Annotated in this window: 17 protein-coding genes; 4 read left to right on the top strand and 13 right to left on the bottom strand. The window is 59.7% G+C overall.

The genetic code is table 11. The annotated features are described in order from the left end of the window. Positions 1 to 237: 237 nt before the first annotated feature. The 3 genes from betA to betI all read right to left on the bottom strand — a co-directional run bounded on the left by betA (position 238) and on the right by betI (position 4,289). On the bottom strand, positions 238 to 1,941 hold the full coding sequence (gene betA, locus ACA067_RS30595) for a choline dehydrogenase (RefSeq protein ID WP_497459792.1): 1,704 nt from the start codon (positions 1,939 to 1,941) through the stop codon (positions 238 to 240). 171 nt (positions 1,942 to 2,112) lie between these two features. Beyond that, a complete protein-coding gene (gene betB / locus ACA067_RS30590; protein ID WP_497459791.1) occupies positions 2,113 to 3,585 on the bottom strand; it encodes a betaine-aldehyde dehydrogenase in 1,473 nt (490 codons plus the stop codon). Positions 3,586 to 3,695: 110 nt separating this feature from the next. Then, the gene (gene betI, locus ACA067_RS30585) at positions 3,696 to 4,289 is read right to left on the bottom strand and encodes a transcriptional regulator BetI (protein ID WP_045059882.1); all 594 of its coding nucleotides are present in this window, start codon (positions 4,287 to 4,289) and stop codon (positions 3,696 to 3,698) included. A gap of 378 nt (positions 4,290 to 4,667) precedes the next feature. On the opposite strand from betI, the gene ACA067_RS30580 reads away from it, so the two are divergent. Next, complete coding sequence (locus tag ACA067_RS30580; protein WP_497462870.1) at positions 4,668 to 6,617, top strand: BCCT family transporter; 1,950 nt, start codon at positions 4,668 to 4,670, stop codon at positions 6,615 to 6,617. 189 nt (positions 6,618 to 6,806) lie between these two features. On the opposite strand, the gene choV is transcribed toward ACA067_RS30580, so the two are convergent. From choV to ACA067_RS30565, 3 genes are all read right to left on the bottom strand, one after another. Continuing rightward, the gene (choV, locus tag ACA067_RS30575) at positions 6,807 to 7,985 is read right to left on the bottom strand and encodes a choline ABC transporter ATP-binding protein (RefSeq protein ID WP_283181978.1); all 1,179 of its coding nucleotides are present in this window, start codon (positions 7,983 to 7,985) and stop codon (positions 6,807 to 6,809) included. After that, the gene (choW, locus tag ACA067_RS30570) at positions 7,982 to 8,827 is read right to left on the bottom strand and encodes a choline ABC transporter permease subunit (protein WP_497459790.1); all 846 of its coding nucleotides are present in this window, start codon (positions 8,825 to 8,827) and stop codon (positions 7,982 to 7,984) included. The genes choV and choW overlap by 4 nt, the downstream gene beginning before the upstream one ends. 76 nt (positions 8,828 to 8,903) lie before the next feature. Beyond that, positions 8,904 to 9,854: a choline ABC transporter substrate-binding protein gene (locus ACA067_RS30565; RefSeq protein ID WP_497454378.1), complete on the bottom strand. Its 951-nt coding sequence runs from the start codon at positions 9,852 to 9,854 to the stop codon at positions 8,904 to 8,906. A 435-nt stretch (positions 9,855 to 10,289) separates the two neighbouring features. Between ACA067_RS30565 and ACA067_RS30560 the strand changes: the two genes are divergently transcribed. Together ACA067_RS30560 and gbdR are read left to right on the top strand one after the other, a co-directional pair. Further along, complete coding sequence (locus tag ACA067_RS30560; protein ID WP_497459789.1) at positions 10,290 to 11,666, top strand: L-serine ammonia-lyase; 1,377 nt, start codon at positions 10,290 to 10,292, stop codon at positions 11,664 to 11,666. Between the two features lie 540 nt (positions 11,667 to 12,206). Beyond that, positions 12,207 to 13,310 (top strand): choline metabolism transcriptional regulator GbdR, encoded by a 1,104-nt coding sequence (gene gbdR / locus ACA067_RS30555; protein ID WP_046029844.1) that lies wholly within the window; start codon positions 12,207 to 12,209, stop codon positions 13,308 to 13,310. A 104-nt stretch (positions 13,311 to 13,414) separates the two neighbouring features. Here the strand turns inward: gbdR and ACA067_RS30550 are convergent, their stop codons facing one another. The 6 genes from ACA067_RS30550 to choX form a co-directional block, all read right to left on the bottom strand. Further along, the gene (locus ACA067_RS30550; RefSeq protein ID WP_497459788.1) at positions 13,415 to 13,678 is read right to left on the bottom strand and encodes a hypothetical protein; all 264 of its coding nucleotides are present in this window, start codon (positions 13,676 to 13,678) and stop codon (positions 13,415 to 13,417) included. Between the two features lie 413 nt (positions 13,679 to 14,091). Next, positions 14,092 to 15,255, bottom strand: coding sequence for a gamma-butyrobetaine dioxygenase (locus tag ACA067_RS30545; protein WP_497459787.1), 1,164 nt, complete (start codon positions 15,253 to 15,255; stop codon positions 14,092 to 14,094). 22 nt (positions 15,256 to 15,277) lie between these two features. After that, positions 15,278 to 15,754 (bottom strand): thioesterase family protein, encoded by a 477-nt coding sequence (locus ACA067_RS30540; RefSeq protein ID WP_497459786.1) that lies wholly within the window; start codon positions 15,752 to 15,754, stop codon positions 15,278 to 15,280. Between the two features lie 164 nt (positions 15,755 to 15,918). After that, positions 15,919 to 16,884 carry an L-carnitine dehydrogenase gene (locus ACA067_RS30535; protein WP_497459785.1) on the bottom strand — a complete coding sequence of 322 codons (966 nt, stop codon included), beginning with the start codon at positions 16,882 to 16,884 and terminating at the stop codon, positions 15,919 to 15,921. A gap of 141 nt (positions 16,885 to 17,025) precedes the next feature. Next, on the bottom strand, positions 17,026 to 17,913 hold the full coding sequence (cdhC, locus tag ACA067_RS30530; RefSeq protein WP_497459784.1) for a 3-dehydrocarnitine:acetyl-CoA trimethylamine transferase CdhC: 888 nt from the start codon (positions 17,911 to 17,913) through the stop codon (positions 17,026 to 17,028). Positions 17,914 to 17,986: 73 nt separating this feature from the next. Then, complete coding sequence (gene choX, locus ACA067_RS30525; protein ID WP_497459783.1) at positions 17,987 to 18,931, bottom strand: choline ABC transporter substrate-binding protein; 945 nt, start codon at positions 18,929 to 18,931, stop codon at positions 17,987 to 17,989. A 209-nt stretch (positions 18,932 to 19,140) separates the two neighbouring features. On the opposite strand from choX, the gene ACA067_RS30520 reads away from it, so the two are divergent. Continuing rightward, complete coding sequence (locus ACA067_RS30520) at positions 19,141 to 20,136, top strand: GlxA family transcriptional regulator (protein WP_497459782.1); 996 nt, start codon at positions 19,141 to 19,143, stop codon at positions 20,134 to 20,136. Here ACA067_RS30520 and ACA067_RS30515 read toward each other — a convergent pair. Next, positions 20,133 to 22,877, bottom strand: coding sequence for an RHS repeat protein (locus ACA067_RS30515; RefSeq protein ID WP_497459781.1), 2,745 nt, complete (start codon positions 22,875 to 22,877; stop codon positions 20,133 to 20,135). The two genes, ACA067_RS30520 and ACA067_RS30515, sit on opposite strands and share 4 nt — an antisense overlap. Positions 22,878 to 22,896: the final 19 nt, after the last annotated feature.

Raw genomic sequence — 22,896 nt, 5'->3', positions numbered from 1 at the left:
AGGGGGGTGAAACGATTGCGTGGCGCTAGATTAGGCCTGGGCGGGGGGTAGATCAAGGGTGGAGCGGTGTGGGAAAGGATTACCTGGATGTGTCTGGTAGAGATGTACTGGCTGTTCGGGCCTCATCGCGGGCAAGCCCGCTCTCACAGGGATTCGGGTCGATTACACTTCTGCAATCCACCCAGGAACCTGTGGGAGCGGGCTTGCCCGCGATGGGTTCGCCTCGGTGTAACGGTCTTACTGGGCAGTCAGGCTCACATCCCGCAGCGGCTTGCCACGCACCGGTGCATCACCGGCGACGTAGTAGTCAGCCTTGCTACGAGGCAACGGCTGGCGACCACGAATCTTGTCGGCGATTTTCTCTGCGATCATGATCGTCGGCGCATTCAGGTTGCCGGTGGTGATGATCGGCATGATCGAGGCATCGACCACACGCAGGCCCTGCATGCCATGCACACGGCCTTCGCCATCGACCACGGCCATCTCGTCGGTGCCCATCTTGCACGAGCAGGACGGGTGGAACGCGGTTTCGGCGTGTTCGCGGATGAACGTGTCGAGCTGCTCATCGGTTTGCACGTCGATGCCCGGGCTGATTTCGCGGCCACGGAAGGCGTCCAGTGCAGGCTGTTGCATGATTTCCCGGGTCAGGCGGATGCCGTCGCGGAATTCCTGCCAGTCCTGCTCGGTGGCCATGTAGTTGAACAGGATGCTCGGGTACTCGCGCGGATCCTTGGACTTGGCCTGGATGCGACCCCGGCTCGGCGAACGCATGGAACCCATGTGCGCCTGGAAGCCATGCTCTTTCACACCGTTGCTGCCGTTGTAGTTAATGGCGACCGGCAGGAAGTGGTACTGGATGTTCGGCCAATCGAATTCCGGACGGGTGCGGATGAAACCGCCGGCTTCGAACTGGTTGCTGGCGCCGATACCGGTGCCGTTGAACAGCCACTCGGCACCGATGGCCGGCTGGTTGTACCAGAGCAGCGACGGGTACAGCGAGACCGGTTGGGTGCAAGCGTATTGCAGGTACAACTCGAGGTGATCCTGCAGGTTTTCGCCGACGCCTGGCAGGTCGTGGACCACTGGGATGTCGAGCTTGTTCAGCAGCTCGGCCGGGCCGACGCCGGAGCGTTGCAGGATCTGCGGCGAAGCGATGGCGCCGGAGCACAGCAGCACTTCCTTGCGGGCGCGGGCTTCAATGCGCTCTTCAGCGGCACCGATCAAATAACGCACGCCGACCGCCCGCTTGCCTTCGAACAGGATCTTGTCGGTCAGGGCGTGGGTGACGATGTTCAGGGTCGAGCGCTTCTTGGCGATGTCCAGGTAACCGCGGGCGGTGCTGGCGCGACGGCCGTTCGGCGTCACGGTACGGTCCATGGGGCCGAAGCCTTCCTGCTGGTAACCGTTCAGGTCTTCTGTGCGCGGGTAACCGGCCTGCACGCCTGCCTCAACCATCGCGTGGAACAGCGGGTTGTTGCCGGCTTTCGGCGTGGTCACGCTGACCGGACCGTCGCCACCGTGGTAGTCGTTCGGGCCAATGTCGCGGGTTTCCGCTTTTCTGAAGTACGGCAGGCAGTTGAGGTAGTCCCAGTCTTCAAGACCTGGAAGCTTGGCCCAGTTGTCGTAGTCCATGGCGTTGCCACGGATGTAGCACATGCCGTTGATCAGCGAAGAACCACCCAGGCCCTTGCCGCGACCGCATTCCATCCGGCGACCGTCCATGTGTGGCTCTGGATCGGTTTCATACGCCCAGTTGTAGCGACGGCCTTGCAGCGGGAACGCCAGGGCGGCCGGCATTTGCGTGCGGAAGTCCAGGCGGTAGTCCGGGCCGCCGGCTTCGAGCAGCAGGACGCTGACGCCTTCGTCTTCAGTCAGGCGGGTCGCCAGGGTGTTACCGGCCGAGCCGGCACCGATGATGATGTAATCGAATTCTTGGGACATTAAATGCACCCTCTTTGAATATGGTCAGGTCAGGCGAGTGCTGCGCACTCGATCGCGGGCAAGCCACGCTCCCACAGGGATCGGGGGCACCGCAGATTTGGCGGACGACGCCAAACCTGTGGGAGCTGGCTTGCCTGCGATAGCGATCTCGCAGGCGAAGCAAATGCCGCCTTAGAAAACCGAGGCGTAATCGCCCAGTTCGACCTGTACCGATTTGATGCGTGTGAAGTTGTTCAGCGAGCTGATGCCGTTCTCACGGCCCACGCCCGACTGCTTGTAGCCGCCGACCGGCATCTTGGCGTCGGACTCGCCCCAGGCGTTGATCCAGCAGATACCGGCTTCCAGTTGATGAATCACGCGGTGAGCGCGGTTCAGGTCCTTGGTGACGACGCCAGCCGCCAGGCCGAAGTCGGTGTCGTTGGCACGGCGGATCACTTCTTCTTCGGTTTCGTAGGTCAGGATCGCCATCACCGGGCCGAAGATTTCTTCGCGCACGATGGTCATCTCGTCGGTGCAGTCGGTGAACACGGTTGGTGCCACGAACGCGCCTTTGGCGAATTCACCTTCGGTCAGACGGTTGCCGCCGCACAGCACGCGAGCGCCTTCTTCCTTACCCTTGGCGATGTAGCCGAGCACGCTTTCCATGTGGGCGAAGCTGACCAGCGGGCCGAAGTTGGTGTTCTCGTCTTCCGGGTTGCCGATGCGGATGCGCGCTACGCGCTCAGCGATCTTGGCTTCGAAAGCGGCTTTCAGGTGGCTTGGCACGAACACGCGAGTGCCGTTGGTGCAGACCTGGCCGGAGCTGTAGAAGTTGGCCATCATGGCGGTGTCGGCGGCGCGATCGAGGTCGGCGTCGTCGAAAATGATCAGCGGGGATTTGCCGCCCAGTTCCATGGTCACGTCTTTCAGCGACGAGGCGGAAGCGCTGGCCATGACCTTCTTGCCGGTGTCGGTGCCGCCGGTGAAGGAGATTTTCTCGATGCGCGGGTGCTCGGTCAGCCAGGTGCCGACTTCGCGGCCGCTGCCGGTCAGGACGTTGAACACGCCTGCCGGAACGCCGGCTTCGGTGTAGATCTCGGCCAGTTTCAGCGTGGTCAGGGAAGTGACTTCGCTTGGCTTGAAGATCATCGCGTTACCGGCTGCCAGGGCTGGCGCGGATTTCCACAGGGCGATCTGGATCGGGTAGTTCCACGCGCCGATACCGGCCACGACGCCCAGCGGCTCGCGACGGGTGTAGACGAAGGAAGTGGTGCGCAGCGGGATCTGCTCGCCTTCGATGGCCGGCACCAGGCCTGCGTAGTACTCCAGCACGTCAGCGCCGGTGACGATGTCGACGTAACGGGTTTCGGAGTACGACTTGCCAGTGTCCAGGGTCTCCAGGGCGGCCAGTTCATCGTTGCGCTCGCGCAGGATGTCCACGGCACGGCGCAGAATGCGCGAACGCTCCATGGCGGTCATCGCGGCCCAGATTTTCTGGCCCTTTTCGGCGCTGACTACCGCGCGCTCGACGTCGTCCTTGGTCGCGCGCTGAACAGTTGCGAGGACTTCACCGTTAGCCGGGTTGATGGCTTCGAAGGTGGCGTCGCTGCTGGCGTCACTGTAGCCGCCATCGATATAGAGTTTTTGCAGTTCGAAACGGGCCATAAAGTCCTCGCAAGTGCATAAGTGGGTTGGCGTTAACCACTGGGGCGTGCCGTGTAGCGTTGGCGGCGCTGTCCAGTGGCGGTTCAGGGGCTGAGCGTTTTATGTGTGCTCTAGCTCACCTGCTTGGCCAATTGGAAATCCATGTATTCGTAAGCGATCTGGTGCGCCTGCGCGGTGTCGAAAGCATCTCCCGACAGCGCGCCGCGCAACCACAAGCCGTCAATGAGGGCTGCCAGGCCCCGGGCTGCACTGCGCGCGTCATCGAGCGGCAATACACGGCGGAACTGGCAGCACAGGTTGGAATACAGACGGTGATCGTTGATCCGCTGCAACCTGTGCAATGACGGGTGGTGCATGCTGGTGGCCCAGAAGGCCAGCCAGGTTTTCATTGCCGGGCCATTGACCTGGCTGGCGTCGAAGTTGCCTTCGATGATCACCTGCAGATGCGCCCGCGGGCTGTCATCTGTCAGCGCCTGACGGCGCGCGGTGACGTTCTCACTGAGGACACTCATCAGGTACTGCGCCGTGGCAGCGATCAGGCCGTTCTTGTCCTGAAAGTAATGACTGATGATGCCATTCGAGACACCGGCCAGACGGGCGATCAGCGCAATGCTGGCGTCCCCCATTCCGACCTGATCTACCGCCTGCAGCGTGGCTTCGATCAACTGCTGGCGGCGGATGGGTTGCATACCGACCTTGGGCATCTTGCACATCTCCTTAGGCCTACCGGTGGACGTAAAACGTCTATCGGATTGACGGCCAGTCTATTTTGTTTTGATTGAACGTTCAATCAACAAAGAATAAGATCTGCGACAAATCGTCGCTGCTTACAGATTTTTCCTACGTGTAAATGGCGATAAACCGACATCCAAAACCGCTCGAAACCTATACGCGCTGGCGTTCCTGGGGATCGGGCTTTTTTCGGGGTGTCTTTATATCACCCGTCGGTCGGCTGCCCTCTAACCGATTGGTCGGGTATCGCGTTGCCTTGTGTTTTTCTCTCGCACTGCCGGAGCCTCTGTGCCATGAGTTCTGCCTCTCTTATAAAGACCCCGCCCGAGAAGGTGACGGTCAACGGTTGGGTGTTCTACACCTCTACCGCGCTGATCCTGCTGTTGACCGCCATTCTGATCATCGCCCCGCAAGAGGCCGGCAGAATGCTCGGAGTGGCTCAGGCCTGGTTGTCCCGCAGCTTTGGCTGGTACTACATGGTGGTGATCGCCGCTTACCTGGTGTTCGTGGTCGGCCTGGCATTTTCCTCCTATGGCAAGCTCAAGCTGGGCAGCAAGGACGACACCCCGGACTTCAGCTACGGTGCCTGGGCGGGGATGCTGTTCTCGTCGGGTATTGGCATTTCGCTGCTGTACTTCGGTGCATCCGAGCCGCTGGACCACTATTTCAACCCGCCGGAAGGCGTGGCTGGCAGCAACCTTGCCGCCCGTCAGGCGGTGCAGCTGACGTTCCTGCACTGGGGCCTGCATGGCTGGGCGATCTATGCCTTGGTCGGGTTGGCCGTTGCCTATTTTGCTTACCGGCATAACCAGCCGCTGGCATTGCGGTCGGCGTTGTATCCGCTGGTGGGCGAGCGCTGGGTCAAAGGCGCGGCCGGACACGCGGTAGACGGCTTCGGCATGTTCGTGACCCTGCTGGGTCTGGTGACGAACCTGGGGATTGGCTCGCTGCAGGTGTCGTCGGGCCTTGAAAACCTGTTCGGCATGGAACACAGCAACACCAACCTGCTGATCGTGATCATCGTGATGAGCACCGTGGCGACGATAGCTGCCGTGTCCGGTGTGGAAAACGGCATTCGCCGTCTGTCCAACCTGAACATCGTGTTGTTCAGCGGCCTGTTGATTTTCGTGCTGCTGTTTGGCCCGACCCTGCACCTGCTCAACGGCTTCGTACAAAACGTCGGTGACTACCTGAACGGTGTGGTGCTGAAGACGTTTGACCTCTATGTCTATGAAGGCGACAGTGAGAAGTCCGACCGCTGGCTGGGCCTGTGGACTCTGTTCTACTGGGCGTGGTGGATTTCCTGGGCGCCATTCGTCGGCATGTTCATCGCGCGTATTTCCCGTGGTCGCACGGTGCGTGAACTGGTGGCTGGCGTGCTGCTCATCCCGCTGGGTTTCACCCTGGCTTGGCTGTCGATCTTCGGTAACTCGGCCCTGGACCTGGTGATGAACCATGGAGCGGTGGAGCTCGGAAAGACGGCGCTGGAACAGCCATCCATGGCGATCTACCAGTTGCTGGAGCATTACCCGGCGTCGAAGGTGGTGATCGGCGTGTCGATCTTCGTCGGTTTCGTGCTGTTCCTGACCCCGGCGGACTCCGGCGCGGTGATGATGGCCAACCTTTCGTGCAAGGGCGGCAATGTTGACGAAGATGCGCCGCACTGGCTGCGGATCTTCTGGTCGGTGGTGATCACCCTGGTGACCATCGGCCTGTTGTTCGCCGGTAACTTCGAAGCCATGCAGACCATGGTGGTGCTGGCCGGTCTGCCGTTCTCGGTGGTGCTGGTGTGCTTTATGTTCGGCTTGCACAAGGCCATGCGCCAGGACGTGCAGATCGAACAGGAGCAAGCGGAACTCGCCGCCCGTGGTCGTCGTGGTTTCAGCGAGCGGTTGACTCAGCTGGACCTGCAACCGAACCAGTCGATCGTTCAGCGCTTCATGGACAAGCAAGTCAGCCCGGCGCTGGAAGAGGCTGTGGTTCAATTGCGTGGCAAGGGCCTGAACGTGCAAACGCTGCTGGGCAAAGCCAAGCGCTGCATGGGCGTGCGGATCGAGATGGAAGAGGGCAACCCGTTTGTCTACGAAGTGAGCCTGGATGGTTATCTGGCGGCGGCGAGCGACACGGTGTCGGCAGAAAGTGCCGAGGAACCCCGAGCACGCTACTACCGCGCCGAGGTGTACCTGCACAACGGCAGCCAGGACTACGATTTGATGGGCTTCACTCAGGATCAGATCACCCGTGACGTGCTCGATCAGTTTGAAAGCCATCGGCAGCTCCTTGGCCGTGTCTATAGCTAAAACTTGAGGGCTGCGGTGCAAGTAGCTGCACCGCAATCCCTGTGGGAGCGAGCTTGCTCGCGATGGCGGTGGGTCAGTCGACAATCAGGCTGACTGTTAAGCCCTCATCGCGAGCAAGCTCGCTCCCACAGGTTCTACGCACTAACAAAAACGCCGCGATCCTCTCGCGGCGTTTTTGTGTGTATTGCTTTAACCCAGATTCTTGCCGAGCAGCGCGTGATACAGCTCGCTGTCCCCGAGAATCCCGACCACCTTGTTGTTATCGTGCAGCACCAGCTTGTTGCCGGTCTGATAACGAATCTGCAGCGCATCGCGCATGCCGATGTTCGAATCCACCAGCGTCGGCCGACGACCCAGCCCTTCAACCGCCTGCCCTGGAATCCAGTTCTGCAGGTCCAGGCTCGCGCCGTTCTGGCGTGCGCCCTTGATGGTGTTGCCTTCGGCCAGGTCCAGCCAGGAATCGCCACCTGGATCGAGGCATACCGAACCGTTGATGCGTTTACAGTTGTCCAGGGTGCGCATCAGGCTGCGACCGCACAGTACGTTCAGCGGATTGGTGTGGGCGACGAAGGTCCGCACGTAATCGTCCGCAGGGTTCAACACGATCTCTTCCGGCTTGCTGTACTGGACGATCCGGCCGTCTTTCATGATCGCGATACGGCTGCCCAGCTTCAGGGCTTCATCGAGATCGTGGCTCACGAACACGATGGTTTTGTTCAGCTTGCTTTGCAGTTCCAGCAGCTCGTCTTGCAGACCCTGGCGGATCAGCGGGTCGAGGGCCGAGAACGGTTCGTCCATCAGCAGAATGTCGGCATCCATCGCCAGCGCGCGGGCCAGGCCCACTCGTTGTTGCATGCCGCCGGACAGCTCGTCGGGCTTCTTGTTGCGCCACTGGGTCAGGCCCACCAGTTCGAGTTTTTCATCGACCAGTTTTTTGCGTTCCTTCTCCGGACGTCCCTGCATTTCCAGGCCGAAACTGATGTTCTCGCGAACGGTCAGCCAAGGCATCAGGGCGAACTTCTGGAACACCATCGCAATGCGCTTGGTGCGCATCATTTTCAGTTCCGCCGGGGTGCAGGATGCGATGTCGATCTGCTTGCCTTCGTGCTCGACGAACAACTTGCCACGGCTGACGGTGTTGAGGCCATTGATGCAACGCAGCAAGCTGGATTTGCCAGAGCCGGACAGGCCCATCAGCACGCAGATTTCACCTTTCTCGACGTCCAGGCTGGCCTTTTCGACGCCGACAATCTGCCCGGTCTTTTTCAGGATCTGGTCGCGGGTCATGCCTTGGTCGAGGAGTTTGAGCGCCTCGCGCGGGTCTTTGGAGAAGATTACGTCGACGTCTTCGAAGCGAATAATGCTCATGCGTCACCCCCTACTTTAGCTTCGGGTTGTTTGCAGATACGGTCGAGCATGATCGCCAGCAAAACGATCGCCAGGCCCGCTTCGAAGCCCAGGGCGATATCAGCAGTGTTCAGTGCGTTGACCACGGGTTTGCCCAGGCCGTCGGCGCCCACCAGTGCCGCGATCACCACCATCGACAACGACAGCATGATGCACTGGGTGATACCGGCCGCGATGCTTGGCATGGCGTAGGGCAGTTCGATGCGTGCGAGCAGTTGACGGCGCGAGCAGCCGAAGGCTTTGCCGGCGTCCATCAATTCTGCGGGAACATCACGGATACCCAGGTAGGTCAGGCGGATAGGCGCGGCAATTGCGAACACCACCGTAGAAATCAGGCCCGGGACCACACCCAGACCGAAGAGGGTCAGGGTAGGAATGAGGTACACGAAGGTCGGCACGGTCTGCATCAGATCGAGCACCGGACGCATCAGTGTGTAAAACATCGGTTTGTGCGCGGCGACGATGCCCAAGGGCACGCCAATCAGCACGCAGACCAGGGTGGCGAACAACACCTGGGCGAGGGTTTCCATGGTTTCCTGCCAGTACCCCAGGTTGAGGATCAGCAGGAAGGAGGCGATGACAAAAACGGTCAGTCCCCACTTTCGTTGGATGAAGTGTGCGATGAGGGCGATGAGGCCGATCAATGCCAGCGGGTTGAACCAGGTCAGCGCAAAAGTCACGCCGTGAATCATCGTTTCCAGTGACACGGCGATGGCGTCGAAAGTGCTGGCGCCGTTTTGCGTCAACCATTCAACGAAGCCTGCGATGTACTGGCCTAAAGGTATTTTCTGATCAATCAGCATGGTAGTGAACGTCCGCATGCAAGGAATAAACAGCCCGGGCGAGCACGCTCGCCCGGCGTAAGCGATGCTTCCTGATTCAAGGCTGCGCCAGCTTGGCTTTCACGGCCTCCAGGCCTGGTTTACCGTCAATGGTGGTCACGCCAGCGAGCCAGGTATCGAGCACCTGTGGATTCTTTTTCAGCCAGGCCTTGGCGGCCGCGTCAGGCTTCATTTTGTCGTCCAGGACGTTGCCCATCAGCGTGCTTTCCATGTCGAGGGTAAACGCCAGGTTTTTCAGCAACTGACCAACATTGCTGCACTCCTGGGCGTAACCCTTGCGGGTGTTGGTGAAGATGGTCGCCTGACCGAAGTTCGGGCCGAAAAAGTCGTCGCCGCCGGTCAGGTACTTCATCTTGAAACGCGTGTTCATCGGGTGCGGTTCCCAGCCCAGGAACACCACGGCGGTGTTGCGGCGCTGGGCGCGATCGACTTGCGAGAGCATGCCTGCCTCGCTGGATTCGACCACCTTGAAGCCGGCGTCTTTCAAGCCGAAGGCGTTCTTGTCGATCATGCTCTGAATCAGGCGGTTGCCGTCGTTGCCCGGTTCGATGCCGTAGATCTTGCCGTCGAGTTCTTTCTTGAACTTGGCGATGTCGGCGAAATCTTTCAGACCCTTGTTATACAACTCTTCGGGGACGGCGAGTGTGTATTTTGCGTTTTCCAGGTTGGCACGCAGGGTGTCCACAGTGCCGGCATCGCGGTAGGCCTTGATGTCGTTTTCCATGGTCGGCATCCAGTTACCCAGGAATACGTCCATGTTCTTGCCGTCGGCCAGGGATTTGTAGGTCACCGGCACGGAAATCATCGTGGTCTTGGTCTTGTAGCCCAGGGCATCGAGCACGACGCTGGTGGTGGCGGTTGTCACGGTAATGTCAGTCCAGCCGACATCGGAGAAGTTTACGGTTTTGCACTGAGCCGGTTCTGCGGCTTGCGCCAGAAACGGCAGACTCAGCATGGCGGCCAACAACAACGGCGGGGAACCTTTCATGAATGGACTCCTTGGTGTTTTTTTTGGCAGTGTTCCGACTGGACCACCGCACTTATAGGTTGCGGTTGGATGGCGTTTTGGAGACATCTCTACCACGGCGCCTTGCAATCGAGTCGATACGATCATGTACCAGTGAAAATCTGACGCCTACAGGGTGCGTCGTAACCAGTACAGGGAGGGTCGCATCCAGTGTCGGTGACGTCGCTTACAGCTTTTTTCAGCCCTGTTTGCTGTTCTGAACCGCAAAAAAACGGCGAAAACACAGCGGAAAACGCACGCGGCGTTTGTGGACAAGAGTACGTCGGTGTCAGACGTCGAATGACACGGTAAAAGCCTGATGATGCAGCCATACCGGCGGATTGCAGCTTGAGCGTAGCAGCTCCGTCACCAGGCGCTTTTGCGTCTGGAGTTGGCACATCCAGGAGTTCGGCAGTAATGGCTATCAGCGTTTTCGACCTGTTCAAAATCGGTATTGGCCCTTCCAGTTCGCACACCGTGGGACCCATGCGGGCCGCGGCGTTGTTCGTGCAAGGTTTGCGTGAGCAGGGGCTTGTGGAGCAAGTGCGCCGCGTCGAGGTTCAGCTATATGGGTCGCTGTCGGCCACCGGCATCGGTCACGGCAGCGATAACGCGGTGATCATGGGCCTGATGGGCGAGTGGCCGGATGCGATCGATCCGTCGCAGATTGGCCTGCGCATTGCCACCCTGCGCGAAACCGACACGCTGTTGCTCGATGGGCGTTTGCCGGTGCCGTTCATCTGGGCCCGGGACATGCGCCTGATCGACGAAAACCTGCCGTTCCACCCCAACGCCATGACCCTGGTTGCCGAGGGCGATGGCGGTGAACTGCATCGCGACACCTACTATTCCATCGGCGGCGGGTTTGTCGTTGATGAAGCACAAGCCAGCAGCGGTGTGGTGGACCTGGATCGCACGGTGTTGCCGTACGATTTCTCCAGCGCCGTCGAGCTGCTCAGTCTCTGCAAGCAACACAACCTGCGTGTTGCCGAATTGATGATGGCCAACGAGAAGGTCTGGCGCAGCGAAGAAGAAATCCGCGCCGGCCTGATGACGCTCTGGCGCGCGATGCAGGATTGCGTCGAACAGGGCCTCAAACACGAAGGCATCCTGCCCGGCGGCCTGAATGTGCGCCGGCGCGCGGCCAGACTGCACCGTAGCCTGCAGGAGTTGAACAAGCCCAACGTGATTGGCTCGACGCTGAGCGCCATGGAGTGGGTCAACCTGTTTGCCCTGGCGGTCAATGAAGAAAACGCCGCGGGCGGGCGCATGGTCACGGCACCGACCAACGGCGCGGCGGGGATTATTCCGGCGGTCCTGCATTACTTTATGAAGTTCAGCGAAGCGGTGACTGACGCCAACGTGGTCGACTATTTCCTCAGTGCGGCGGCGGTGGGAATTCTGTGCAAGAAGAACGCGTCGATTTCGGGTGCGGAAGTCGGTTGCCAAGGTGAGGTGGGATCGGCTTGCGCCATGGCGGCAGCCGGACTGGCCGAGATCCTCGGTGCCACGCCGGAACAACTGTGCAACGCGGCGGAGATCGGTCTGGAACATAATCTCGGCCTGACTTGCGACCCGGTGGGCGGGCTGGTACAGGTGCCGTGCATCGAGCGCAATGCGATTGCCGCGGTGAAGGCGATCAACGCGGCGCAAATGGCCTTGCGCGGTGATGGTCAGCACTTCATCTCGCTGGATCGGGTGATCCGCACGATGCGTGATACCGGGGCTGATATGCATGACAAATATAAAGAGACATCCCGGGGTGGGTTGGCGGTTAGCGCGGTCGAGTGTTGAGACCGCGTTGACCCCATCGCGGGCAAGCCCGCTCCCACAGGGATCTATGGTGGGCCTCGGTTCTCGATTACAAAACGAATCCTGTTGGAGCGGGCTTGCCCGCGAAGGGGCCAGACCAATCAAAACTGCGCGCAAAGTGAACACCCGATTCAAAACGCGCCACGTTTTGGCGCGTCGCTTACAGATAAGCCGCCCGTCCCAGGGCAAGGATCAAAATCGGCCCTGACCGCCCGTCACCCGTGCTTGTGGTGACACTCTTCCCAGCTCCGTCGCAGCCCTGTTCCCACAAGTGCTACCGATTTGCTCACAGGTAACGGGACAGAGCGCTTGCTGCCATTGATGGCACTTAAATTCCACACTCCATTCACGTCATATACAGACACATTCCGACGTCGTTTTCAGGAGTTATTGAACGCGCATTCAATTTTAGGCATGGCAATTGCTCTGTCATTACAAAGCCCGTCTCCCGCGCGAGAACGATGGCCATAACAAGAGCCTCCGCCTGAGGCCATCACCCGCTTTGTGTGAGGAGATACCGCGATGACGACGTTCAACTCCGGGGCTCAACCCCAGAACCGTGCGCCTCAATCCATCGGCTTTCTGCTGCTGGACAATTTCACGCTTATTTCTCTGGCCTCCGCAGTGGAACCGCTGCGCATGGCCAACCAATTGTCCGGCCGCGAGCTGTATCGCTGGACCACGATTACCGTCGACGGCGGTCAGGTCTGGGCCAGTGATGGTCTGCAGATCACCCCCGATTGCTCCATGCACAAAGCGCCCGCCCTGGACACCATCATTGTCTGCGGCGGTATCGGCATTCAACGCACTGTTACCCGCGAACACGTGTCGTGGCTGCAAAGCCAGGCGCGTCAGTCCCGCCGTCTCGGCGCGGTGTGCACCGGCAGCTGGGCCCTGGCGTGCGCCGGCCTGCTGGACGGCTTCGACTGCAGCGTGCACTGGGAATGCCTGGCCTCGATGCAGGAAGCCTTCCCGCGTGTCGCCATGAGCACTCGCCTGTTCACCCTCGACCGTAACCGTTTCACCAGTTCCGGCGGAACCGCACCGCTGGACATGATGCTGCACCTGATCAGTCGCGATCACGGGCGTGAACTGTCGGCCGCGATCTCGGAAATGTTTGTCTACGAGCGTATCCGTAACGAGCAGGATCACCAGCGTGTGCCGCTCAAGCACATGCTCGGCACCAACCAGCCGAAGCTGCAGGAAATCGTCGCGCTGATGGAGGCCAACCTGGAAGAGCCGATCGACCTCGACGAACTGGCGGTGTATGTCGCCGTGTCGCGGCGTCAGCTGGAGCGGCTGTTCCAGAAGTACCTGCACTGCTCGCCGTCGCGTTATTACCTGAAACTGCGCTTGATCCGCGCCCGGCAGTTGCTCAAGCAAACGCCGATGTCGATCATCGAAGTGGCGTCGGTGTGTGGCTTCGTGTCTACGCCGCACTTCTCCAAGTGCTACCGCGAATACTTCGGCATTCCGCCGCGTGACGAGCGCGTAGGTTCCAACACCACGCAACAAGTGGCGATGATGCCGCTGCCGCAGGCACTGGTGCTGTCGCCGTTGTCCGGGCCGTTGTCGGCATTGAGTCAGGCGCGCAATGAGTCGACGTTCGCCAGCGTAAGGCTCTAAGACCGGGTTGGCTTCATCGCGAGCAAGCTCGCTCCCACATTGACCGAGTTCTCTCAGGGGAATGCGGTCAACTGTGGGAGCGAGCTTGCTCGCGATGGGTTCTATCAGGCGCTACGGCTTTGCTGATACTCCGCCAATGCCGGCAGCAATTGCTTGTCGATAGCCTGGCGCACGGCCGGCAGAATGGTCGCGCTGCTGGTGTACATCTGCTTGACCATGATCCGCAGCGTCATCGCCCGTTCATCGTTCAAGCCTCGCACCGCACACTCACAAGCTTGCTCGGCGGTGGAGCCGCTCGGTACTTGAAAACCCAACGACTTCAGTTGGCCCAACAGGTCTTCCTGGTCAATCAAATCCGCGTGCATCATGACGCAATCCTTCTTCAGGGAACGTTGTCTTGGCTCGATTCTGGTTGGGGCGCGGATTGGCGGCAAGGGAGATTTGTCGCAATGGCCGCAATGGCTATGAACATGTCGTTTTCGGCTAACTTGCCAGAGAGAGGAGGGGGCACACTGGATTCAGCTGGCTTCACGAAGGTTTGGTCACCCTCGCGCAACGGCTCCTCAACAGTACCCACCTCTGCCCCGATCCTGTCACGGCTTGATCGGGGTTTTTTTTGCCTGTGATTCATGGGGGGAGATGGTGCCTGGGCTGACGTCATCGCGGGCAAGCCACGCTCCCACAGGTTTGGCGTCGTTAGCCAAATCTGCGGTAATCCCCAATCCCTGTGGGAGCGTGGCTTGCCCGCGATGACGCCGGGGTCGCGCTCGACTGACGCGGTTTAACGTTGTAAAACGAGGATCCGCGACAGCAATTCATCCCGGTCGACATAGCAACCCTGGAAATGCCGCGCGCCAGTGGCCGGGTCGAACGCATTGCGGGCGTGGAGGGTGCGGCGGTTGTCGAAACACCACAGCTCCCCGGGATTGAGCCTTTGCATCAGCCTGAATCGAGGCTCTCGGGTCATGGCAATGAACCGGCGATAAGCGCGATACAGCCTCGGCATCTGCTCCACCGACGCATCGAACGGACCGCGCAGAAAGTTTGCCATGCGAATTTCCGACACCTGCCCGAACGCGTCCAGAGCAATGATCGGCGCGAGGCAGCGATAGTCGCTGTGACGATCCTTGTTGCGAAACTCCACGGGGATTTCACACAAGGCTTGAAACGCTTCGGGATCTTCCTGGCGCAAGGCTTCGGCGATGGCGAACCCGTCGACGAAAATACTCTCGCCACCGTCGGCGTCATTGACCAGGCAATGCAGAAATTGCAGCCCCGGTTGCAGCTCCCGGGTCGGCAGGTCGCTGTGCAGTGGCAGGTTGAAGGCAGTGTAGGCATTGCTGTCGGCATCGGCCTTGGATTGCACGTTGAACAGCACGCCGAAATTGCTCTCGCGGATGAAGGAAATCCGCTGGGCGATCAGCTTCAGCGAGCCGGGCTCGGTGGGCACGCCACGGACCTGGGTCAGGCCAATGTCGCGCACCGCCAGCAGCCACTGCAACAAGGTGTCGTTGTCGTTCATCAGCGCCAGGTAATCGAACACCGGCAACTGCAAATCGCTGTTCCAGAGTCTGGCTTGCGGTTTGCCGACGCGGCGCTCGGCGCGAGACTCATCGTCATAGGCGTGGGCCCGTAGCCAGCCCGGATCGAAGCGACTGCGGTGGCCGTCCTGCCATGCGACGCAGAGGCAGCCTTGGGCATCGACGCTTGTTTCTGCAGCAACCAGATCTTCTTCGACGTCGACGATTTCCAGCACCTGCTCGCGAGTCACCGTGTACACGCAGAGCGGGCACGGGCAGTTGTCCCGCAGCCATTGATGATGAAAGGGGCTGACACGGTCATCGGCCCACTTCACCAGAACGTGATCCGTCAGGGCCTGCACGCCAGCCAGCGCGCTGATCAACGGGTAAGTACGGAAGTCGGCGAAAGCGGCGGCGGTGTTCAATGGCGATCTCCTTGTTCGGTGGTTATTTCGTCGGGGGTAGAGCGATCACGCGGCCAATGTAGGCGGGGGTGGGCAGATCGGCCTGCTCGGCGACAATGGCTTGCAGCTTGGTCAGGGTCTCATTGCTGAACGGTGCGGATCGCGGCCCGGCGAGGTCGACGTGCAATAGCATTTGCTCATTGCCCGCCAGTTCCTTGTCATCGCCCACCAGGTGCAGGCTGTGGTAGAGGTGCAGGCGTTTGCTGTCGTGACCGATGATTTGGGTGTGCACCTCGACCTCGGCATCGAGCTTCACTTCGTGCAGGTAATTGAGGTGCAGTTCGAGGGTGAACAGCGAGTTGCCGCTGGCTTCGCGGTTGTTGCTGTCCATGCCCAGACGATCCATCAAGGCATCGGTGGCGTAGCTGAAGATCAGCAGGTAGAAGGCGTCGCGAAGGTGGCCGTTGTAGTCGACCCAGTCGGGGATGATTTTGGTTTGGTAGGGGGTGAGGGTGGGCATGGTGATTGTTCCAACATTGGTGGTGTCTGGACTGTCGCTATCGCGGGCAAGCCCGCTCCCACAGTGATTTGAGGTGTAAATACACTCTATGCCACTCAGCAGATCCCTGTGGGAGCGGGCTTGCCCGCGAAGGGGCCAGACCTGCTGGCCCCTAAACCTGAGGGTTACTCGCTGAACGCCATCCCATGCTTCTCTTTGGTGGTCTTCACCGCCTCCAGCACCGCCAGCAGGCAATCATCACGATAGCGCTCCAGCGCCGAAATGCTGTGCGTACCCAACTGATCACTGGTGCCATCCACCACGTCATCAATCAACTTGTCAGTCAGCTCCGGCGCCTGCAGGTACGTCCACGGCAGCTGCAGCGCCGGGCCGAACTGCGCCATGAAGTGGCGCATGCCCGCATCGCCACCGGCCAGGGTGTAAGTCAGGAACGTACCCATGAACGACCAGCGCAGACCGGCTCCAAAACGAATCGCATCGTCGATTTCACCCGTGGTCGCCACGCCATCGTTGACCAGATGCAGGGCTTCACGCCACAGCGCCTCGAGCAAGCGGTCGGCGATGAAACCCGGGACTTCCTTGCGCACATGCAGCGGACGCATTCCTAAGGACTCATACACTTTTATCGCCGCTTGCACCGCTTCCGGGGCAGTGTTTTTGCCACCCACTACTTCCACCAACGGCAACAGATAAACCGGGTTGAACGGGTGCCCGACCACGCAGCGTTGCGGGTGCGTCGAACTCTCGTAGAACTCGCTCGGCAGCAGGCCCGAAGTACTGGAGCCGATCAGGGCATTGGGCTTGGCCGCCGCGCTGATTTTGCTGTGCAATTCCAGTTTCAGGTCCAGGCGTTCCGGAGCACTTTCCTGGATGAAGTCCGCGTCGCGAACGCACTCTTCAATGGTGGCGACAAAGCGCAAGCGATCCTGTGATGCACCGGGTGCCAGGCCTTGTTTTTCCAGCGCGCCCCAGGCATTGGCGACGCGTTTGCGCAGGGCCGCCTCGGCGCCAGGCGCCGGGTCCCAGGCCACCACGTCGAGTCCGTGGGCGAGGGCGCGGGAGACCCAGCCGCTGCCGATGACACCGCTGCCCAGGGCGGCGAAGGTTTTGATTTCGGTGATGAAGGTCATGGCATCGTCCTAAAAGAATTCGGTGATCCCCTGTAGGAGCCGGCTTGCCGGCGAAGGCGATTTCAGCACCGCCAAACATTGCGGCGGATGTCCTGGCCTCTTCGCTGGCAAGCCAGCTCTTACAGGAGTTATGTGTGAGGTTTAGCCGCGCTTGGTCAGGCCCATTTTTGCCCGGCCTTCAGCCGGCGTCAGAACCCGGGCGCCGAGGCGGCTGAGGATTTCCGAGGCGCGTTCGACCAGTTGACCGTTGGTCGCCAGCACGCCTTTGTCCAGCCACAGGTTGTCTTCCAGACCAACCCGCACGTTGCCACCGAGCAGCACCGCCTGTGCGGCCATCGGCATCTGCATGCGACCGATGCCGAACCCGGCCCAGACCGCGTCTGCCGGCAAGTTGTCGACCATGGCTTTCATGGTGGTGGTGTCCGCCGGGGCGCCCCACGGAATGCCCAGGCACAGCTGGAACAGCGGGTTATCAAGCAGGCCTTCCTTGATCATCTGCTTGGCGAACCACAGGTGACCGGTGTCGAAGATCTCCAGCTCAGGCTTAACGCCCAGCTCTTGAATGCGTTTGGCGCCAGCGCGCAGCTGCGCCGGGGTGGACACGTAGATGGTGTCGCCATCGCCGAAATTCAGGGTGCCGCAATCAAGGGTGCAGATTTCCGGCAGCAATGCTTCGACGTGGGCCAGACGGGTCAGCGGGCCGACCAGATCGGTGTTCGGGCCAAACTCCATCGGGTTCTCGCCGCCGCCGATTTCCAGGTCGCCGCCCATGCCGGCGGTGAGGTTGACGATGATGTCGACGTCCGCCTCGCGGATGCGCTCCATCACTTCGCGATACAGCGCCACGTCACGGCTGAACTTGCCGGTTTGCGGGTCGCGAACGTGGCAGTGGACCACGGTGGCGCCAGCCTTGGCGGCTTCCACGGCGGCCGCGGCGATTTGTTTCGGGGTGACCGGCACGTGTGGGCTTCTGGCGGTCGTGTCGCCAGCACCGGTGAGTGCGCAGGTGATGATGACGTCGTGGTTCATGAGGCGGTTCCTTGCAGGCGTGATGATTCCGTCCGCAGTCCGGTCGGGCTGCGGATCGGTGGTTCAATCGGGTTTATTTGGTGGTCAATTTCAGGTTTTCAGCCGCCGGTTTGCCATCGAAGGTGGTTACGCCTTCGAGCCAGCGTTGCTGGTCTTGCGGGTGATCTTTCAGCCATTGCTTGGCCGATTCGAAAGCGTCCTTGTGCTCCAGCAACGGCTGCATCATCCGGCTCTCGTCTTCGGCGGTGTAGGTCAGGTTGCTCAGCAAGCGACCGATGTTCGGGCATTGTTCGGCGTAGTTCGGCGAGGTGACCGTCCAGACGGTGGCCATGCCTTCGTTCGGGCCCAGGGCGTCTTCGCTGCCAGTGAGGTAAGTCATCTGCACGTTGACGTTCATCGGGTGCGGCGCCCAACCGAAGAACACCACCGCTTCCTTGCGCCGTACGGCGCGATCCACCGCGGCGAGCATGCCGGCCTCGCTGGACTCGACCAGCTGAAACTTGCCGAGGCCGAACTGATTCTTGGCGATCATCGCCTTGATCTGGGTATTGGCGCCCGAGCCAGGCTCGATGCCGTAGATCTTGCCGCCCAGTTCTTTTTGGAACTTGGCGATGTCGGCGAAGGTTTTCAGGCCCTTGTCAGCGAGGTAAGTCGGCACGGCCAGGGTCGCGCGGGCGTCTTTCAGGCTTGGCTCTTGCAGAACCTTGACTTGATTGGCCTGGACGAAAGGCGTGATGGTCTGGGTCATCAACGGGTTCCAGTAGCCCAGAAACAGGTCCAGGCGCTGGTCGCGAATCCCGGCGAAGATGATTTGCTGGGACGCGCTGGTTTGTTTGGTGTTGTAGCCGAGGCCGTCGAGCAGGACCTGGGTCATGGCGCTGGTGGCGATCACGTCGGTCCAGTTCACGACGCCCATGCGCACGTTCTGGCACGATGCAGGTTCGGCCGCCATGACACTGGCGCTCAAGAAGGCGGTACCGCTGAGTGCAAGAACACAGCTGCTGATCAGTTGTTTCATGTCGGGGTTCCTCGGCAGACGTTATTGTGGGTTCCGACATCTTCGTGTGCCGGTGATGCCAAGTTACGCAGCATAGCCCCCGTGAAAGCGCACTGCGGCGACCAGCTCTTGCACTGCAGCGACCTGTGCTCTTGAAAGCCTGTTGCAAGTGGCGTATCAACGTCCACACGCTACCCGCCCTCACGTTACCCGCCTATCGAGTGCGCTCCATGTCCCAGGATTTCTACTTCTTGTTGATGCCGGGTTTCTCGGCCATCGGTTTCATCTCGGCCATCGAGCCGCTGCGGGTCGCCAATCGCTTTCGCGGCGAGCTGTATCGCTGGCATGTCCTGAGCGCCGACGGTGGCGCGGTATTGGCCAGCAACGGCATGTCGGTGAACGCCGACGCGGCGCTGGAACCGCTGAAAAAAGGTGCAACCCTATTGGTGATTGCCGGTTTCGAACCACTGAAGTTCGCCACCCCGGCACTGGAACACTGGCTGCGTCGCCTGGACAACGAAGGCGTGACCCTCGGCGCCATCGACACCGGCAGCTTCGTCCTCGCCGAGGCCGGCCTGCTCGACGGCCATCGCCTGACGTTGCACTGGGAAGCCATCGACGCGTTCAAGGAGTCGTACCCACAGCTCAGCGTCACCCAGGAGCTGTTCGAAATCGACCGTCGGCGTATCACTTCTGCGGGCGGCACCGCTTCCATCGACCTGATGCTCGACCTCATCGCCCAGGCCCACGGCCCGGAACTGGCGATCCAGGTCAGCGAACAATTTGTGCTCGGCCGCATTCGCCCGCGCAAAGACCACCAGCGAATGGAAGTCGCCACGCGGTATGGCATCAGTAACAAGAAACTGGTGCAGGTGATTGGGGAGATGGAGCAGCACAGTGAGCCGCCGTTGAGCACGCTGGCGTTGGCCGAATCGATCAAAGTAACGCGCCGGCAGCTGGAGCGCTTGTTTCGCCTGCATTTGAATGACACACCGAGCAACTTCTACTTGCGCTTGAGGCTTGAAAAGGCGCGGCAACTGCTCCGTCAGACCGACATGAGCGTGCTTGAAGTCAGCATTGCCTGTGGGTTTGAGTCACCGTCGTATTTTACTCGTAGCTACCGGTCGCGGTTTGAGCGGTGCCCGCGGGAGGATCGGCGCGGTGTTGGGGCTCAAAAGCGCATCGGTGTGCCACAGCCCCCTTGCGCAAAGGCACCTGTCATTTAGTGAGCATCCCGAGACCTGAACTGGAGGACCAGAGCGCTCAAACTGTCTGCATTGTGCGTGGTGATTGCTATTTGCGCATTCCACGCCTGAATTTCTGGCGACTGGGGTTCTTTTTGTGCGCGGACGATGTGCTTCAAGAATGCAGGTCGGTTCTTTTCCTTGATTTTTGATACGTCAGGCGCGTTTGTGGCAATTGATAGAGATTTCTCAAGTGCGGCATTTATATTGGCGTCGATGGCCTCTGCCGTATCGCCATGTGATGAGTCGGCAAATAAATACCAGAAGTCTTTTGTCTTCGCATGAACATGACTGAGTTCGTGAAATATTGTCGCAGCGTTTCGTGGTGGTGATTGTTGGCGGCCCTTGAGGTTCAAGTAGATAGCATTCACCCCCTCAGACTTGGATTTTTCTCGATGAGCCCGTTGCCCCGGCTTTAACGGATTGTTCCCGGAGAAAACAAAACGATCACCGCTAGCCTGGTCCTTGATGGCGCCATGAAGAGTTTTTTTGAGTTTTTTCCTGGCTGCGTTTACAGCGATGTTCAGGTGCTTCTCGTCCATGCTGCGGCCGAAAATATTTCTTAATTTTTCTTGCGTCGAAGGTGTCCGATCTGGACCGGTGAGCGCTGAAATCGCATTTTTTGTAAAGTTGATCATGGCTGAAAAGTCGTTCTGGAATTCGCGTCGCTGATCCTCGGGCAAGTCGTTGGCACGCCGATAAAGTATCGCCTGCCCGGCAGCGAGCATTTTTCTTTCGAATTCATTGACGGGCTCAACCGGTGCAAGGCCTTGGCTGTCCTTGAAGCGCAGTGGATTGTTCTGAACCATCCGGTAGCGGTTCAAACCATCGATGTCACCCGCGGGATCCGGGTTGATCCAACGCTGTAACCAGGGTGCGTAATAACGAAGTCCATAGTAGTAAAGCCCGGTGGCATCCCGTTCTTTTCCGGAGTATCGGAGGGTTTTGTAACTGGCCTCAGCGTCACTTCGAGCGAGCCACCAGGCGGTGCCGCCAAAAGCGTAGTAGCCCTCCTGGCTTATCAGCGCTGCATCCTCGTCCAGTTCTAGCGTGCAGGAGCCGAGGTGATCGCTCAAACTGTAACGGATCTGGTCGTTGGCAATGCCTTCGGGCGGAGTTTCGTGCCAATGCAAAACCCGCGCGTTGCAATCTCCGGTATCAGCATTCACGACATACCGCACTTCTTCGCAACCGTTGTAATGGATCTCCAACCCGGGCAGATAACGCACTTCGCTGACCAAGGTCGCAGATTTTGCTTTGCGATGGAGCACCTTGCGTAGCCGCTGGCCGTGGGCGTCGTAGCGATAGCATTCATCGTCACTCGGTGTCTCATCCCTAACGACCTGGATGACCTTGCTCAATTGGTTGCGGCTGTCCCAATGCATGGCCTGTGAGCCGGATGACAGGACCAGCAAGTTGCCGTTATTGTCGAAGCTGTTGATGAAATCCGGCTCACCTGTCTGCGGTTTGGGCAGGCTTCGGTTACTTGAAGGCTCGGTCACCCTCTCACGGCAGTAACCTCGAAGACCTTCATGGATGAGGGTTTGTAGATTTCCTGCGGAGTCATATGTGAATCTCTGTTTGTAGGCACTTGTCACGGTCGATTGCGACCGACGCATTACGGGGGCCTGGTTCGCGGCAACGGACTCTCGACCGCTTGCCTCTATCAACTGAGAAAGCGTGTCATATCGATAGTGGTTGGTGGGGTCAGTACGCTGGTTCCTGAAGTAGCGTATAGCTGCGACCGAGTCCCGGATCCGGGTTATATTGCCGACAGGATTGTAGGTATAGGCAAGGTCCTGGAGCGTATGGCCTGGACGACTTGAGGTGAGTTGCAACAGGCGATCGCTTTGAATGTCATAACGGCGGGTTGTCGTAACACCATTACCCGCAGTTTCGTGCTCGATCTGACCACTGACGCCGTAGCACCTGTTACTGAGTAGCGTTTTGTCCGGCAGATGCCTGCGTTTGAGGGTTACCTGTGTGAGCTGGCCTGCGATGTCATAGCCCAATAGTCTTTGGTTCTCCCGTGCATCGGTCTGGGTCAACAGGTTGCCCAGGGGATTGAAGCGCCATTGGGTGGTTTCACCTTCGGCTTCGAGTTTGCTGTCGCGGTCAGTCAAACGCTCTGGCCAATTGGCAATTGACAGCTCGTTCATGAACTGTCGGGATTCGCTTAACAGAGTGCCCGCAAGGCTGTATTCGTGGAGATGCAGGCAGCCTGCCGTGTCATCGTGGCGAATCAGGCGTCCGCACTGATTATGTGAGCTGTACTCGGCGAGGCTGTCGGCATAGACCATCCGCTCAGTCGTGGCAGAGGCAGCGTTGACAGTTTGCTCTGAGATGGCGATCGGGCGTAACAGGTTGTCGTACTCGATCTGACGTTGATTGTCCCGACCATCCCACTCGAATCCAAGCTCGCCGCTGGCTCCCGGCAGTTTTGCTTTCCAGCCGGCATCAACGCTGCTGTTCAGTAATGGTTTACCGGAGAGGGCGTACACCATGGTCAGATTAGGCTGGCCTTGCGTTGCCCATAGACGTGCGTCCCACCCAGCGCTCAGGTGCCCGTTCGGGTTGTAAGCCTGGCGATTGATTCGCGGTTCAGGCGTTTGTTCCACTTGGGCACGGTAGTAGGCCACGCTACGAATCAACTGGCGGCGCGGGTCGTGTGCCATCAGGGTAGGGGTAGCGTAGTGAATGTTGGTCTGCAGGAAATCGGCCATGTGATTGTCGAGCGCTTAT

The organism is Pseudomonas sp. LBUM1674, assembly GCF_059695635.1.
The sequence above is the reverse complement of the archived record's forward strand: the minus strand, read 5'-3'. Positions and strand labels throughout refer to the sequence as shown.